Origin of the sequence: Pelomonas parva (genome assembly GCF_043555835.1) — a bacterium.
Taxonomy (GTDB): Bacteria; Pseudomonadota; Gammaproteobacteria; order Burkholderiales; family Burkholderiaceae_C; genus Pelomonas; species Pelomonas parva.
The window spans coordinates 54,779-71,057 of record NZ_JBIGHV010000014.1 but is presented as its reverse complement, the minus strand read 5'-3'; the positions used below and the strand labels follow the sequence as shown (position 1 = coordinate 71,057).

Annotated in this window: 11 protein-coding genes; 4 read left to right on the top strand and 7 right to left on the bottom strand. The window is 67.6% G+C overall.

The annotated features are described in order from the left end of the window. The first annotated feature begins 2 nt into the window (after positions 1–2). The 4 genes from ACG00Y_RS27390 to ACG00Y_RS27375 all read left to right on the top strand — a co-directional run bounded on the left by ACG00Y_RS27390 (position 3) and on the right by ACG00Y_RS27375 (position 9,562). Positions 3–2,267 carry a RelA/SpoT family protein gene (locus ACG00Y_RS27390; protein ID WP_394484573.1) on the top strand — a complete coding sequence of 755 codons (2,265 nt, stop codon included), beginning with the start codon at positions 3–5 and terminating at the stop codon, positions 2,265–2,267. Positions 2,268–2,532: 265 nt separating this feature from the next. Beyond that, on the top strand, positions 2,533–6,399 hold the full coding sequence (locus tag ACG00Y_RS27385) for a TonB-dependent receptor domain-containing protein (protein ID WP_394484571.1): 3,867 nt from the start codon (positions 2,533–2,535) through the stop codon (positions 6,397–6,399). A gap of 21 nt (positions 6,400–6,420) precedes the next feature. After that, positions 6,421–7,962, top strand: a complete 1,542-nt coding sequence (locus tag ACG00Y_RS27380) for a tetratricopeptide repeat protein (RefSeq protein ID WP_394484569.1) — start codon at positions 6,421–6,423, stop codon at positions 7,960–7,962. A gap of 31 nt (positions 7,963–7,993) precedes the next feature. Then, the gene (locus ACG00Y_RS27375) at positions 7,994–9,562 is read left to right on the top strand and encodes a tetratricopeptide repeat protein (protein ID WP_394484567.1); all 1,569 of its coding nucleotides are present in this window, start codon (positions 7,994–7,996) and stop codon (positions 9,560–9,562) included. On the opposite strand, the gene greB is transcribed toward ACG00Y_RS27375, so the two are convergent. The 7 genes from greB to ACG00Y_RS27340 are packed head-to-tail and all read right to left on the bottom strand — an operon-like array spanning position 9,563 to position 16,135. Beyond that, complete coding sequence (greB, locus tag ACG00Y_RS27370) at positions 9,563–10,132, bottom strand: transcription elongation factor GreB (RefSeq protein ID WP_394484565.1); 570 nt, start codon at positions 10,130–10,132, stop codon at positions 9,563–9,565. Beyond that, positions 10,129–10,479 (bottom strand): monovalent cation/H(+) antiporter subunit G, encoded by a 351-nt coding sequence (mnhG, locus tag ACG00Y_RS27365; protein WP_394484563.1) that lies wholly within the window; start codon positions 10,477–10,479, stop codon positions 10,129–10,131. The genes greB and mnhG overlap by 4 nt, the downstream gene beginning before the upstream one ends. Further along, a complete protein-coding gene (locus ACG00Y_RS27360; RefSeq protein WP_394484561.1) occupies positions 10,476–10,754 on the bottom strand; it encodes a K+/H+ antiporter subunit F in 279 nt (92 codons plus the stop codon). Before ACG00Y_RS27360 ends, mnhG begins: the two co-directional genes overlap by 4 nt. Further along, positions 10,751–11,245 carry a Na+/H+ antiporter subunit E gene (locus tag ACG00Y_RS27355; RefSeq protein WP_394484559.1) on the bottom strand — a complete coding sequence of 165 codons (495 nt, stop codon included), beginning with the start codon at positions 11,243–11,245 and terminating at the stop codon, positions 10,751–10,753. Before ACG00Y_RS27355 ends, ACG00Y_RS27360 begins: the two co-directional genes overlap by 4 nt. Further along, positions 11,242–12,900 carry a monovalent cation/H+ antiporter subunit D gene (locus tag ACG00Y_RS27350; RefSeq protein ID WP_394484557.1) on the bottom strand — a complete coding sequence of 553 codons (1,659 nt, stop codon included), beginning with the start codon at positions 12,898–12,900 and terminating at the stop codon, positions 11,242–11,244. Before ACG00Y_RS27350 ends, ACG00Y_RS27355 begins: the two co-directional genes overlap by 4 nt. Continuing rightward, complete coding sequence (locus tag ACG00Y_RS27345) at positions 12,897–13,241, bottom strand: Na+/H+ antiporter subunit C (protein ID WP_394484555.1); 345 nt, start codon at positions 13,239–13,241, stop codon at positions 12,897–12,899. The genes ACG00Y_RS27350 and ACG00Y_RS27345 overlap by 4 nt, the downstream gene beginning before the upstream one ends. Further along, positions 13,241–16,135 (bottom strand): monovalent cation/H+ antiporter subunit A, encoded by a 2,895-nt coding sequence (locus ACG00Y_RS27340; protein ID WP_394484553.1) that lies wholly within the window; start codon positions 16,133–16,135, stop codon positions 13,241–13,243. The genes ACG00Y_RS27345 and ACG00Y_RS27340 overlap by 1 nt, the downstream gene beginning before the upstream one ends. Positions 16,136–16,279 lie beyond the last annotated feature (144 nt).

The window sequence follows — 16,279 nt, the reverse complement described above, 5'->3', positions numbered from 1 at the left end:
CTATGGCTCAACGCTCCCTCACTGCCTGGTTCACGCTGCCTGGCCTTCGCCAGCTGGCGCCTCCCACGCCGGCGGAAGCAGCCTCGTTTGACGCCCTCCTCCCCAAGCTTGGCTACCTGAGCAAGGCCGAGGTCAAGCGCGTGCGCGAGGCCTACAAGTTCGCCGACGAGGCCCACCTCGGCCAGAAGCGCGCCACCGGCGAGCCCTACATCACCCACCCCATCGCCGTGGCCGGCATCTGCGCCGAATGGCGGCTGGACGCCCAGGCGCTGATGGCGGCGCTGATGCACGACGTGGTGGAAGACTGCGGCATCTCCAAGGCCGAGCTGATCGAGAAGTTCGACGCCACCACCGCTGATCTCGTCGACGGCCTCACCAAGCTGGACAAGCTGCAGTTCTCCACCAAGGAGGAGTCGCAGGCCGAGTCCTTCCGCAAGATGCTGCTGGCGATGGCGCGCGACCTGCGCGTCATCCTCATCAAGCTGGCCGACCGCCTGCACAACATGCGCACCATGGGCGCGATGGCGCCGCACAAGGCCCGCCGCATCGCCCGCGAGACCTTCGACATCTACGCGCCCATCGCCCACCGGCTGGGCCTGAACCAGACCTTCCGCGAGCTGGAGGACCTGTCCTTCCAGTACTTCCATCCCTGGCGCTATTCGGCGCTGAGCAAGGCGGTGGCCAAGGCGCGCGGCAACCGGCGTGACCTGGTGTCGCGCATCGAGGGCGAGATCCGCGCTGCGTTCGCCAAGAACAGCATGCGTGTGGAGGTGCAGGGCCGCGAGAAGACGGTCTACTCCATCTACAAGAAGATGAGCGAGAAGGGCAAGGGGCTGATGAGCTTCGCCCAGGTGAGCGACATCTTTGGCTTTCGCATCCTGACCGAGGAGCCGCTGCAGTGCTACACGGCCCTGGGCGTGCTGCACCAGCTCTACAAGCCGCAGGCGGGCCGCTTCAAGGACTACATCGCCACGCCCAAGGAGAACGGCTACCAGTCCCTGCACACGACGCTGATGGGCCCGCTGGCCACGCCGCTGGAGTTCCAGCTGCGCACCGAGGGCATGCACCAGATCGCCGAGCAGGGCGTGGCCGCGCACTGGATCTACAAGAGCCGCGGCAAGCAGGGCTCGGCGCTCGCGGCCCAGCAGGCCAACACGCGCTGGCTGCAAAGCCTGATCGACATCCAGGACGAGACACGCGACGCCAACGAGTTCCTGGAGCACGTCAAGATCGACCTGTTCCCCGACGCCATCTACGTCTTCACGCCGAAGTCCCGGATCATGGCCCTGCCCAAGGGCGCGACGCCGGTGGACTTCGCCTACGCCATCCACTCCGACGTTGGCGACCATTGCGTGGCCGCCCAGGTCAACGGCGAGGCCGTGCCGCTGCGGGCCGAGCTGAAGAGCGGGGACATCGTCGAGATCATCACCGCGCCCGGCGCCAGCCCCAACCCGGCCTGGCTGAGCTTCGTGCGCACCGGCCGCGCGCGCTCCAAGATCCGCCACTACCTGAAGGACCTGGAGCAGGAGGAGTCGCGCGAACTGGGCGAGAAGATGCTCGCCCAAGCCATGCGCGTGGAGGGCCTGGGCCTGCCCAGCCTGGAGCTGGACGACCCCGCCGCCAAGATCTGGCACGAGCTGGCCGCCTGGGCCGGAAGCTCGGGCACGGAGCAGCTGCTGGTCGACATCGGCGGCGGCCGCAAGATCGCCGCCATCATCGCCAAGAAGATGGCCCGCCTGATGGCCGAGCAAGGCCAGCGACCCGACGCACTGGCGCTGACGCTGGGCCGCTTTGCCGAGGCGCCGGTGGACCGCGGCAGCGTCATCATCGACGGCGGCGAAGGCGCCTCCGTGCAGCTGGCCAGCTGTTGCCGGCCCATCCCCGGCGACGAGGTGCGCGGCTACCTGGGCCGCGGCGAGGGGCTGGTGGTGCACACCTGCGAATGCGCGGTCGGGCGGCGCCTTTACCAGCGCGACAGCGAACACTGGATACGCGTCGAATGGGCCGAGGAGCCGACGCGCAGCTTCGAGGCCGGCATCTCGCTGCTGCTGCGCAACGGCAAAGGCGTGCTGGCCCAGGTGGCGCAAGCCGTCGCCCAGGCCGAGGCCGACATCACCCACATCGCCATGGGCGACGAAGCGGCCCTGCGCGAAACGGCCGAGATGAACCTCATCATCGCCGTGCGCGACCGCCTGCATCTGGCCGATGTGCTGCGCGTGCTGCGCCGCACGGCCGCCGTCGAGAGCGTCAGGCGGGTGAAACCCTGAGGCATTCGCGCCACGGTGAGCGGGCCACTCCGCTCACGGCCTTGAGTGTTTGAAATGCTTCCCGCGGGTTAACCATTGTTTCTGGCCCCGCTATTCCGGCGCGAGATAGCAAATCGCCGAAATCGTATTTCTCGTGATGTAACTCGATGTCTATCGTCCGGGCCAACGTCCTGGATTGGAGCGACATAAGTCCTCCGTCCGGGCGCCTGTCCCTTGACTAAAACGCGCGCCGGCTTCGTACCGGCCATAGCGAGACGGAGATTGCATGACCCCCACCAGCACCCCCACGCCCCGCCGCGACCGCATCGGCACCGCCGTTTCCCTGGCGCTCGCCCTGATGGCCCATGAGGCCGCCATGGCTCAGACCCCGGCCGCGCCCGCCGCAGCGGCCTCCGCGCCGGCTGCAGCTGCCAAGCCGGCCCCCGCTGCGCAGGCGAAAGCGCCTGTCAATGAGCTCGAGACCGTGATGGTCGTGGGCACACGCCAGTCACAGCAGTCCTCCATCAACCGCAAGAAGAACGCGGCGACGGCTCAGGACTCCATCGTGGCCGAGGATGTCGGCGCCTTCCCGGACCGCAATATCGGCGAAGCCATCTCGCGCATCGCCGGCGTGTCGCTGGAAACTGGCGACTTCGGCGAGGGCGTCACCGTCTCCATCCGCGGCAACGGCCCGGACCTGACTCGCGTCGAAGTGGACGGCATGGGTGTGGAATCGGGCGCCGGCACCAACCTGCTGGGCCGCGGCGCCGAAGGCGGCGACGGCCGGGGCACCGAGTTCCGCGAGCTGCCGTCCGATCTGATCAAGAGCGTCGACGTCATCAAGGGCTCCACCGCAGCCATGACCGAAGGCTCGCTGGGCGGCGGCATCCTCATCCAGACCCGCACCGGCCTGGACTTCGACAAGCCCTTCTACATGATCAAGGGCGAGGCCACGCAGAGCGACCTGGTCAAGCAGACCACGCCTCGCTTCAACCTCATCCTGGCCGACAAATTCCTGGACAAGAAGCTGGGCGTGCTGCTCAACGTGAGCAAGGCGCGCACGAACAGCGAGATGCACTCGATCACGCAGGGCGGCAGCAACAACCAGCAAGGCTTGCTGCGCCAGCTCGACCTCGACAACTCGCCAGAGAAGACCTTCTCGTTCAACCCGAGCACGCTGGACCAGACGCAGCCTGCGGCGACCGCGACCTTCCTGTCCTCGCCGCTGGTCGGGGGGGGCACATTCACCGCAGCGACGCCACTGGAACTGCTCACCAAGTCTGCTGCCGCAAAGACAAAGGCGGACTGCTTCACCGCTTTCCCGAATCTGACCAACACTTTCCTGGCCGACGCTCCAACCCAGAGTGTCCAGTCCCGGATCGTCCCAGGCACCCGCAACGCCACGGTCAACTCCGCGATCAACCAGCGCAACCTGGAGCAGCTGACCTGCCTGAACCAGTGGAACGACTACACGCCGTCCAACGCCGGTGGCATCCGCTACAACCTGCGTCGCCAGGAAGATCGCCGCGACAACGCCGACATCCGCTTCGACTTCAAGGTCAACAACAACCTGTCCGTCTACACCAAGCTGGCCAGTGCCAAGCGCCAAGTGAACGACTGGGTGAACTTCCTGGGCTTGGGCAGCACCCCGCAGTTCAACAGCGCCTTCACCGAAGTAATCCCGACCAGCTACGGAGCGGCAACCCGCACGCTGCCGCCCGCCAGTGCGAACTTCAGGGGCAGCCTGCTGCCCAACATGTACTCCCTGCCCAGCGCAACGGCAAACAACGGCGTCACGCGGCCGCTCACCATGGGCGCCACGACCACCATCCTGCCGGGCTACACGGTCGACTCTGCGCACCATCTGACCAGCTACTCGATCGACAACGCCGGCTACACCACCGACACCATCTTCAGCACCATCGACACGACGACGAAAACGCTGGTCGCCGGTGGCGAGTACAAGAGCGACCGACTGAAGGCCCAGTTCATGGGTGGCTTGGTCAAGAACACGGCAAAGCGTTATGACCGCCGCGCCTCGTTCGGCTACAACGCCGGCGTTGCCAATTTCACCATCCAGCCCGACGGGCTCTGGGCTTTCTCGATGCCGGGAGGCACCGATCAACTGAACTTCCCCCGCTACGCGACGCTGAATCCGGCTGTGCAGCAAGCAGCAATTAACGCCTCTGCAACAAACCCTGTTTCATCGCCCCTATACGCTGCCGACAGGACTGCGCGGTACACCAACACGTCGGTGCTGCAGGTCATCCGCTCCTACGACTCCGAGAACAGCGAGCGGAACGGCAAGCTGGATCTCTCCTACAACCTCGTGGACAAGGTGCCCTTCCTGACATCGCTCAAGGGTGGCGTGCAGTACCGCACCAACAAGGGCGACTTCTGGGGCGGCGGCGGCAGTACCGTCAAGGAGCCCGTGGGCACATTCGGCCAGGCCGGCTTCGTACCAGGCGTCTACATGGAGCCGGTCAACTCACGCTGGAATCTCGTCGGCTGCGAGAACACCCCTGGCTCGCTGATCGTGGGTGGAGCGACGCCTGGCCGCCCCTGTGCGTATGGCTACGTGCCCAACACGACGCTGAACAAGGGCATCGCCAGCAACAACGTGGGCGGCACTACCACGCTGACCCAGGCGCAGTTCGAGGAGATCGTCCGCCAGACCATGACCATGGCTCCAGCCAGCCAGTTCTACAGCGGTTCCAAGGGTCGACCAGCGACCCTGTTGAACGGCTGGTACAACCTCGACATCGACAAGCTGTTCCAGCTCGCCGGCGTGCCGGTGCAGCTGGACTGCCTCCGCCAGTGCACGGCCAGTGACGGCAAGGTCTACGACAATCCGGTCCGCAGCTCGAAGGAAACGGTGACCGCCGCCTACCTGATGACCGACTTCGAAGTCGACCGCGTGCCGTTCTCGAATTGGTCTCTGCCCTTCGGCATGGAAATCAGCGGCAACTTCGGCGTGCGTATGGTCAAGACCGATGTGGATGCCACGGGCTTCGTGACCCTACGCTCCAACCGCGTCATCGCCAGCACCTTCAATCCTGCTGACCCCTACAACGCCGCCGGCCTGCAGAGCTACTCGCAGACGACCAACACCTCCATCAAGGGCAGCAACACCGACGTGATGCCGTCTCTGAACCTGGCGACCTGGGTCGTGCCTGACAAGCTGGTGACGCGCTACAGCGTCGGCAAGACGGTTGCCCGCCCTGGCATTTCCAGGTTGCTGCCCGAAGGCACCTGCAACATGTATGAGTTCGTCTACTCGGCAGCAACGACGGACGACGACGGCGACGAGCCAGACCAGGGTTGCGGCCGTTTCGGCAACCCGGACCTCAAGCCCCAGACCAACGTCAACCACAACCTGTCGCTGGAATGGTTTGCTAACCGGGACACCATGTTCTCGTTCGCCTACTACAAGCAACGCGGCCTGATCGGTGCGCCGACCTTGACCGTCTCGCGCCAAAACGTGCGACTGTTCAAGGACAGCAACGCCGTCGACCCCTTCACGGGCGCATCGCTGGCCGACCAGGAGTTCACGTACACCACCTGGGACAACCAGCCGGCCTCGACGCGCAAGGGCATTGAGTTCAGCATGAAGACGGCGTTTACCTTCCTGCCGTCCATCCTGCGCTACACCGGCCTGGACGCCAACTTCACGAAGGCCAAGGACAAGCAAGGTCAGCCGACGCTGGATCTGATCAGTGGCGACGTGTTGCCACCCGCTAACGTGCCCAAGTACTCCTGGAACGCCTCGCTGTGGTACGACGACGGCGGCTTCCAGGCGCGCGTCGCGATGCAGGTGGTGGCCACGCGCTACCAGCGCTTCACGCCGGGCGCGGACAACAGCACCATCTTGGTCAACAACTACCCATCCGTTGGCACCAACACCTGGCGCCTGCCGTACAACCCGGGCGCGCCGATCTTCTCCCCGCGCAGGGCGTTCGTCGATGCCAAGGTTTCCTACAAGTTCAAGAACGGCCTGGAGATCTTTGCCGACGCACGCAACCTGACCGGCGAGCGCAAGCAAGTGAACACGGGCGGCTATCAGGACTACGCCGACGGCATCCCCAACATCTACACCGACGACTACGCCGGCCGCCGCTACACGGTAGGCTTCACGTTGCGCAGCCCGCGCTAAGCAATAAAACAGGGAGACAAGATGACCGGCACCGACCGCCCATTCCTTCAACTGAACTGGGCGGCACGGGCCGTCCTTGCCCTGGCTTTCGCGGCGCCGCTCGCGGGCGCACAGCAGGCCGATGGCGCCAAGCCGTCGGCCGCGCCCGCGCCGACACAGGCGCTGAACTCGGTCCAGGTGACCGGCAAGCGCAACGGCGGTGTCGATCCCTCGATCGTCACCGCGGCCAAGGACAAGATCCTGGGGCGCAACTTCGCGTCGTCCTGCGGCTTCATGAGTGGCTACTCGGCTGCCGATGACGATGTCACGCTGGCCTACATGCGTGACATGGGCCTGCTGGACAGCGAGTCCAACGAAGCTGAGCGCTTCAGCGACCTGAGCCCCGCTGGCAATGCCAGAACCGGCGGTGTTGCCGGCCCGCTGGACGCACCCGCCCCCGACCCCGACGACATCAGCGGCACCTCGCCGGCCGTCGCCTGCGGCGCGGGCGACCGCCGCTTCTCCGCCGGCCGCAACTGGATTGCCCGCAAGGACAAATCCCTCACCCAGGCCTTCGAAGCCTACGAGGCTGGCAACTTCGTCGAGGCTCGGGCGAAGTTTGAGGAAGGCTGGAAAAAGCTGGGCTACGAGGAAGCGGCCATGATGCTCGGCCGCATCCAGCTGCTCGGCCTGGGCACGCCGGCCAACACGCCCAAAGCCATCGAATGGCTGAAGGAAGTTGTCGACGCGCGCTATGACCCCGTCAAGGATCGGCTGACTTTCGATCCCAAGAAGCCCGACAACATCAACACCCGCGTCGAGGCCGCGCTGCTGCTGGCCAACATCCACCTGAGCGGCAAGGGCACCAAGCGCAATCCCGCCGAAGCCTATAAGTGGTGGAGCAAGGCGCTGGACTACGGGTTCGAACCCGCCGGCACGCTGCTGGGCCAGGCCAACCTCAGCGGCGTCGGCACCAAGCCCGATGCCGGTCGCGCCCTCGAGTTCCTGAAGTCCGCTGGCGAGGCGGGCGACGTGAGGGCTCTCTACATGCTGGGCCAGCTCTACCACCATCAGTTGCCAAAGCAGCCCGCAGGCGTGCCGCTGGACCTGCAGCGCGCGGGCGCGTACTACAACGCGGCTGTCAAGGCCGGACACCTTGAGGCCACCTACGCCGCCGCGCGCATGCTGGACCTGGGCGAAGGCCTGCCGGCACCGGCGCCAGAACGCGCCGTCGTGCTCTACAAGGACGCTGCGCTCAAGGGCCACGCCGACGCGCAGAACGCGCTGGCCACCTACTTCTACAGCGGCGAAGTCGTCGGCCAAAACCTCGCCACGGCGCGGCAACTTTTCCAGGCCGCCGCGCAACGGCGCCAGCCCGACGCGATGTTCAACCTCGCCGTGATGCTGGCCCAGGGCCAGGGCGGTGGCAAGGACATGGCGGCCGCCTACGCCTGGTGCTCGCTCAGCAAGGGCCTGGGCAACGATCAGGCCAGCGCTGCGCTACCCGCCCTGGAGGCCAGGCTCACCCCGCAGGAAAAGGCCCGCGCCGAGGCAATGCTCAAGCCGCCAGCCAAGAAGTCCTGATCGACAAGCCAGCAACGACAGGGAGACCTGCATGCACTCGTTCAAACTCAAACGGGGCATTGCAGCCCCTGGCTGGCTGGCGCTGATGCTGGCGCTGGCCCACGCGACGCCTTGGGCCGTGCCGGACACGACCAACAAGGCGGAAGCGCCGAACACGCTGGAGGGCGTCAAGGTCAAGGCGCGACGCAATGGTGGCGCGACTGAGTCGACCGTCATCGCCGCGCACAGCAAGGTGCTGTCGCACAGGTACGCATCGACCTGCGCTTTCCTGGCTGGCGGTCAGGACGAGGTCACGCTGGCCTATATGCGAGGCCTCTACGCGGACGGCGACCCGCTGCTGGGCGTCGAGGTCGACGAGGAAACGGGAAAGCTGGTCGAGCGCAAGGACCAGCGTTTCAGCGACCTGAGCCCCGGGGGCGACGCCAGTTCCGGAACTGACAACGACCGGATGATCGACCAGATGCTGAAGCAGGTTGACATAGCCAACGACAGCTTCAACAGGGTGCCTTACACGAACTGCACGCTCGCCGACGTCAACTTAGCCGCCGGCCACAACTACATCGCCCGCAAGGACAAGTCCCTGACCCAGGCCTTCGACGCCTACGAGGGCGGCAACTACGCCGAAGCACTTGCCCGGTTCGAAGAGAGCTGGAAGAAGCTGGGGTATGAAGACGCAGCCCTGATGCTGGGCCGCCTGCATCTGCTGGGCCTGGGCACGCCGGCCAGCACACCCAAGGCAGTGCGCTGGCTGCGCGAGGTGGTCGACGCGCGCTACGACCCCGTTACCGACCGCCTGCGCTTCGACCCGCGCAAGCCCGAGGCCCTCAACACCCGCGTCGAGGCCGCCCTGCTGCTCGCGCGCATCCACCTCACCGGCGCCGGCACCAAGCGCGACGCCGCCGAGGCCTACAAGTGGTGGCGCAAGGCGCTGGACTTCGGCTACGAACCTGCGGGCACGCTGCTGGCCCAGGCCCATCTGACTGGCGTCGGCCCGCAGCCTGACATCCAGCGCGCGCTGAGCCTGCTGCAGACCGCCGGCGAGGCTGGCGACGTCAATGCGCTGTACTTGCTGGGCCAGCTTTACCACCACCAGTGGCCGCGACAACCCGAGGGTGTGCCGCTGGACCTGAAACGAGCCGGGGCGTACTACCTGGCCGCCACCAAGGCCGGCCACGCAGACGCCACCTACGCTGCCGCCCGGATGCTGGACCTCGGCGAAGGGGTGCCGGCCGCGCCCGAGCGCGCCGTTGTGCTCTACAAGGACGCCGCACTCAAGGGCAATGCCGATGCGCAGAATGCGCTGGCCACCTACTTCTACCGCGGCGAGGTGGTCGAACAGAACCTCGACACCGCACGGCAGTTCTTCCAGACCGCAGCGAAGCAAATGCAGGCGGATGCGATGTTCAACCTCGCCGTCATGCTCGCCCACGGCCAGGGCGGGGCCAGGGACCTGGCCACCGCCTATGCCTGGTGCAGCCTCAGCAAGCGTCTGGGCCATCAGCAGGCCGCGACCGCCCTCCCCGCCATCGAAGCCAGGCTCAGCCCAGAGGACAAGGCCCGCGCCGACACGTTACTGAAGCCCGCGCCCAAGAAGTCCTGATCAGCCACCGGCAGGCGCTGGGTACTGCACCTCGACGACCTCGATCTTCTCCACGCCCACCGGCGTGACGAGATTGAGCTCGTCGCCCACGCGCGCCTTCAGCAGCGTGCGGGCGATGGGCGACACCCAGCTCACCTCGCCGGCCAGGCTGTCGGCCTCGTCGATGCCGATGATGCGGATGGTCTTTTCGTCGCCCCTGGCGTTCGCGTAGGTCACCGTCGCGCCAAAGAACACCTGCTCGCTGCCATGATGAACGCTGGGGTCCACGACTTCGGCGATGTCCAGCCGCTTGGTCAGGAAGCGCAGGCGGCGGTCGATCTCGCGCAGCCGCTTCTTGCCGTAGAGGTAGTCGCCGTTCTCCGAGCGGTCGCCGTTCTTGGCCGCCCACGAAACGATCTCGACGATCCTGGGCCGCTCGCCGTCCAGCAGCTCCATGAACTCCGCGCGCAGCCGGGCATAGCCGGCCGGCGTCAGGTAGTTGCGAGAGCCGGCAGGCAGTGCGGGCAGCGACGGGCCGTCGCCGTCATCGTCTTCCGGTCCGTCGCTTTCCTTGGTGAATGCCTTGCTCATCGGTGCATTGTCCCGGGCCCCTGCTGTTCACCCGTCAGCGCAGGCGGCAGCGCGTCCCCGGCCTGGCGGCGGCGGAACAGCGCTGCGCGGGCCAGCACCAGCGTCGTCAGCGGCGCGGTGATGGACAACAGGATGATGACCACCCAGACGTGCAGCGACAGACCGGAGCCGCGCACCGAGAAATGGATGATCGACGCCAGCGTGACCAGCCAGGCCGCGAGCGTGGACGCCAGCGCCGGCGCGTGCATGCGCAGGAAGAAATCCGGCAGCCGCCACAGGCCGAGGGCGGCCGTCAGCACGAGACCACCGCTGGCCAGCAGCAGCGCGGCGACGAGGATCTCCATCATTCGATCACCTCGCCGCGCAACAGGAACTTCGCCAGCGCCACCGAGCTGACGAAGCCGAACAACGCCATCAGCAAGGCACCTTCGAAATACATGCTGCTGTCGTAGCGGATGGCCAGCACCAGCATGATGAGCATGGCGACGATGAACATGAAGTCCAGCGCCAGCACGCGGTCCTGCGCGCTGGGGCCGCGCATCAGGCGCAGCAGGCCCAGCGCCATGGCCAGCACGTAGAGCACCAGCGTGACGGCGATGGCCGTCGTGAGAAGCAGGCTCATCCGAAGATCTCCAGCAGCGGCCGCTCGTAGCGGGCCTTGAAGTGGGCGATGAAGGCGGCCTCGTCGGCGGCGTCGAGGTCGAACACGTGCAGGAGCAGCGCGCTGCGGTCAGGCGCCAGTTCGGACCACACCGTGCCCGGAACGACCGTCGTGATGATGGCCAGCGCGGCCAGCCCGTGTGCATGATGCAGGTCCATCGGCACGGTGACAAAGCGGCCCTGGGGCGGCCGGCGGCTTGCGCGCAGCACGGTACGGCCGACGACGAGGGCCGACTTCACGACGTCGACACCGACGTAGAGCACGAGTCGCACCAACTGCCTCGGGCGGCGCAGCGGCCCGGCAGCAGGGCGCAGCGGGGCCATCAGCACGGGCATGGCGAGGGCGACCAGGGCGCCCAGCAGCAGGTGGCCCAGGCCGAGCGACTGGTTCAGAACCAGCCACAGCGCGAACAGGCCGGCGGACAGCAGCGGTGCGGGCAACCAACGCTTCATGGGGCCGTCCTTTCCGCGACCGGTCTTGCACGAAAGACCGCATCGATGTAGAGCTGGGGCTGGTGCAGCGCGTCGGCCGTGGCGCGCGTGTACGTCAAAGCCGTCTCGCCACGCACCACCAGCAGCAGGCAGCCCGACAGCAGCAGGGCGATGGGCACACATTCCGTGACGCGCAGGCGCGGCGGCGGCCGGTTCTGCGGCGCCCAGAAGTGCCGCACGCCCACGCGCAGCAGCGCGGTGGTGGCGAGCAGCCCTGACACGATGAGCAGCGCGAACAGCGCCTGGCCTGCAACGGCGCCAGCAGGGCCGGGCGGCGCCGCGAGCAGCGCCGACAGCATGGCCAGCTTGGCGATGAAGCCCGACAGCGGCGGCAGCCCCGCCACCACCAGCGTGCACAGGATGAAGGCCAGCCCGAGGAAGGCCAGTGCTGCGGGGATCGCGCGGCCGATCAGCACCTGTTCCTCATCATCGAGGTTGGCGTCGTCGCGCGGCTCGGCGTCGATGAAGTCCGGCAGGTGGTCATCGTCGTCCGCCAGCGGCGCCAGCTCCACCTGCCGCGCCCGCTCGATCAGCTCCACCAGCAGGAACAGCGCGCAGCCTGCCAGCGTGGAGCTGGCCAGATAGAACAGCGCCCCGGCGCCGAGGGCCGGCGAGTCGAAGCCGATGGTGGCCAGCAGCGTGCCCGAGGACGCGATGACGCTGAAACCCGCGAGCCGGTCCAACCGCTGCGAGGCCATCATGCCCAGCGCGCCAAAGGCCAGCGTCGCCAGCCCGCCCCAGACCAGCACCTCGCCGCCGAACAGCGCCCAGGGGCCGGCGCTGGCCGGGAAGCACAGCGTCCACAGCCGCAGCACGGCATAGACGCCGACCTTGGTGAGGATGGCGAACAGCGCGGACACCGGTGCCCCGGCGGCTGCGTAGGCCGGCGGCAGCCAAAAGTTCAACGGCCACACGGCGGCCTTGGCCAGGAAGGCGATGGACAGGATGGCCGCACCGGCACCCAGCAGCCCGCGGTCGCTGTCGGGCACCTGGGACAGCTTCTGGGCGATGTCGGCCATGTTCAGCGTGCCGGTCACACCGTAGATCAGCGCCACGCCGATCAGGAACAGCAGCGAGGCGACCAGGTTGATGGCGATGTAGTGCAGGCCGGCGCGCACGCGGTGGCCGCCGCCGCCGTGCATCAGCAGGCCGTAGGACGCGGCCAGCAGCACCTCGAAGAAGACGAACAGGTTGAACAGGTCGGCCGTGAGGAAGGCGCCGTACAAGCCCATCAGCTGCAGTTGAAACAGCGGGTGAAAGTGCACGCCGGCACGGTGCCAGCGTGCCAGCGAGAACAACAGCGCCGCCAGGCCGGCGCTGCCGGCCAGCACCATCATCAGCGCCGAGAGCCGGTCGGCCACCAGCACGATGCCCATGGGCACCGGCCAGTTGCCCGGCAGGTAGATGCCGAAGGCGGCGGGCGCGTCCTGCCGGTCGACCCACAGCAGCAGTGCCGCGGCGAGTAGCAGGCCCGCCACGGTCGAAGCCAGGTTGAGCACGACGGCGGCCACCCGCCGCTGTTCACCCAGCAGCAACAGCAACGCCGCTGTGACCAGAGGCAGCAGCACGGGGGCGATGACGAGTTGCTGCATGGGCAGCGACAACCACCCCGTCATGGCCGCTCCTCCTCGCCGTCGACATGGTCGCCACCGCTCAGGCCGCGCAACGCCAGCAGCACGACAAGGAACAGCGCGGTGGTGGCGAAGCCGATGACGATGGCCGTTAGCACGAGCGACTGCGGCAGCGGGTCGGTGTAGTTCACCAGGTTGGGCGCCAGCCCCGGCTTGACGATGGGCTCCTTGTCGATGGACAGGCTCCCGACGCTGAAGATGAAGAGGTTGACCGCATAGGCCAGCAGCGACAGGCCGATCAGCACCTGGAAGGTCCGCGGCCGCAGCAGCAGCCAGACGCCCGCACTCGCGAGCACGCCGATGGCGATGGAGATGATGATTTCCATCACTGGTCTCCCGTAGATGCTGGTCGGTGGCGCACGCGCAGCGATTGGTGGGCCAGCGCGGTCAGCAGCAGCAGCGTCGAGCCGAGCACGACGGCGAACACGCCCAGGTCGAACAGCGCTGCCGTGGGCAGGTGGATGAGGCCGATGCCGGGCAGCGTGACATGCGCGGTGTGAGTCGTCAGGAAGGGATGGCCGAACGCCAGCGCGCCCAGCCCGGTGACCACGGCCACCAGCAGGCCGACCGCGATCCAGCGCGGCGGCTGCAGCGGCATGCGCGCCTCGACCCAGCGTGTGCCGCTCACCATGTATTGCGCGATGAAGGCGATGGCCATCACGAGGCCGGCAACAAAGCCACCACCGGGCTCGTTGTGGCCGCGCATGAACAGGTAGAAGGCGAACACCCCGGCCACAGGCAGGAGCAGCTGCGCCAGCACGGCGGGCACCAGCAGATAGCCGCTGGCGGCGTCGCTGGTATCGGGCCGGTCCAGCAGGTCGCTCTGTTCGTCGTCGGCGACCGCGCGTTGCTGCGGTGGCCGGCCGATGACCTCGCGCGGCGGGCGGAAGCGCCGCAGCAGCGCATAGACCGTCAGGCCGACGATGCCCAGCACGGTGATCTCGCCCAGCGTGTCGAAGCCGCGGAAGTCCACCAGCATCACGTTGACGATGTTGGTGCCACCGCCCTCGGGCAGGGCGCGCTCGATGAAGAAGGGCGAGATGCTCTGCGGCGCCTGGCGGGTCAGCATGGCGTAGGACAGCGCGGCGAGGCCCGCGCCGATCAGCAGCGCGAGCACCAGGTCGCGCCCCCGCCGCCACCGCGCGCGGCGGCGCGTCAGCGGGTCGTCCTGCTCCACCCGCTTGGGCAGCCAGCGCAAGCCCAGCAGGAAGAGCACGGTGGTGACCACCTCCACGGCCAGCTGGGTCAGGGCCAGGTCGGGCGCCGAGAACCAGGCGAAGGTCAGGCACATCACCAGCCCCACCACGCTCAGCAGCGCCAGTGCGGCCAGGCGGTGGAACTTGGCCTGCCAGGCCGCGCCGATGGCGGCCGCGCCGCCGATCAGCCACAGCAGCACGAACTCGGGCGTGGCCGGCACGCGCGCCCGGTCGCCCCAGGCCAGCGGCACGACCAGCGCCGAGCCGAGCGCCGTCGCGCCGGCAATCAGCAGCATGCACAGCAGCTGCGGCTGCAGGCGGTTGGTGCTGACCAGGCGCAACGCGCGGCGGGACAGCGCGGTGAGCCAGGCCAGCGTGCGCTCGAAGAGCCGCTTGCCGTCCAGCAGATGGATGACCGGCGTGTGCCGCAGCGCGCGTTGCTTGAAGCGGCGCGCAAAGCGCAGGTAGACGAGGATGCCGCCCGCCATCGCCACCAGGCTCATCATCAGCGGCGTGTTGAAGCCGTGCCAGACCGCCAGGCTGTAGGCCGGCAGCGTGCCGCCCACCACCGGCGCTGCCGCAGTCGCCAGCAGCGGGCCGACCGACCAGGCCGGCACGGTGCCCACCACCACGCAGGCCAGCACCAGCAGCTCGACCGGCACGCGCATCCAGTGCACGGGCTCATGCGGCCGCCGCGGCAGGTCGCGCGCGGGCGGGCCGAAGAACACGTCATGGCCGAAACGCAGCGAGTAGACGACCGCGAACACGCCCGCCACCGTGGCCGCCAGCGGCAGGCCAAACTCCACCCACGGATGCGCGCTGACGAACACCGTCTCGGCGAAGAACATCTCCTTGGACAGGAAGCCGTTGAGCAGCGGCACGCCGGCCATCGCCCCGCAGGCGACGATGGCCAGCGTGCCGGTGATGGGCATGCTCCGGTACAAGCCGTCCAGCCGCCGCATGTCGCGCGTGCCGGTCTCGTGGTCGATGATGCCCACCGACATGAACAGCGAGGCCTTGAAGGTCGCATGGTTCATCATGTGGAACACCGCCGCGACGGCGGCCAGCGAGCTGTTCAGGCCCAGCAGCAAGGTGATCAGCCCGAGATGGCTGATCGTCGAATAGGCGAGCAGCCCCTTGAGGTCGTTCTGGAACATCGCCGCATAGGCGCCAAGCAGCAGCGTGACGAGGCCGGCGCCGCCTACGATCCAGAACCACTCGTCCGTGCCCGCCAGCACCGGCCACAGCCGCGCCAGCAGGAACACGCCGGCCTTCACCATCGTCGCCGAATGCAGATAGGCCGAGACCGGCGTCGGGGCGGCCATCGCGTGCGGCAGCCAGAAGTGGAAGGGGAACTGCGCACTCTTGGTCAGCGCGCCCAGCAGCACCAGCACCAGCGTCAACGGGTACAGCGCATGGGCGCGCACCACGTCGCCAGCGGCCAGCACCGCGTCCAGTTCGTAGCTGCCGACGATGTGCCCCAGCAGCAGTGCGCCGGCCAGCAACGCCAGACCGCCCGTGGCGGTGACGGTGAAGGCCATGCGCGCGCCACGCCGCGCGTCCTGGCGGTGGTGCCAGTAGCCGATGAGCAGGAAGGAGAAGACGCTAGTCAGCTCCCAGAACAGCACCAGCTGTATCAGGTTGCCCGACACGACCACGCCCAGCATCGAGCCCATGAAGCCGAGCAGCAGCGAATAAAAGCGCGCCGCCGGGTCGTCGGCCGACAGGTAGTAGCGGGCGTACATGACCACCAGCACGCCCATGCCGGTGACCAGCATCGCAAACATCCACGCGAAGCCGTCGATGCGCACCACCAGGTCCAGCCCCAGGCTGGGCAGCCACACCAGGCGCTCGGACACGACACCGGCGTCGCGCACCTCCGGGTACAGCAGGGCCAGCGGCACCGCGACCGCCAGCGCCACCAGGCCGGCCCAGATCGATTCGATGTTGCGCGCGCCGGTCGGCAACACCGCCGCGACGGCGCTGCCGATGAAGGGCAGCAGGAGCAGGAGCAGAAGAGACATGCGGCCGAGTCTACGGAGTGATCGCCACCCGCCGCCCCAAGGCAAGGTTTAAAGCGGAAACCGCCAAGGGAACGACAGCCGAAAAGTCATTCGACAAAGGAAAACGGGTTAGCGCCTTGCGGTGCTAACCCGTTGGTTCTCTTC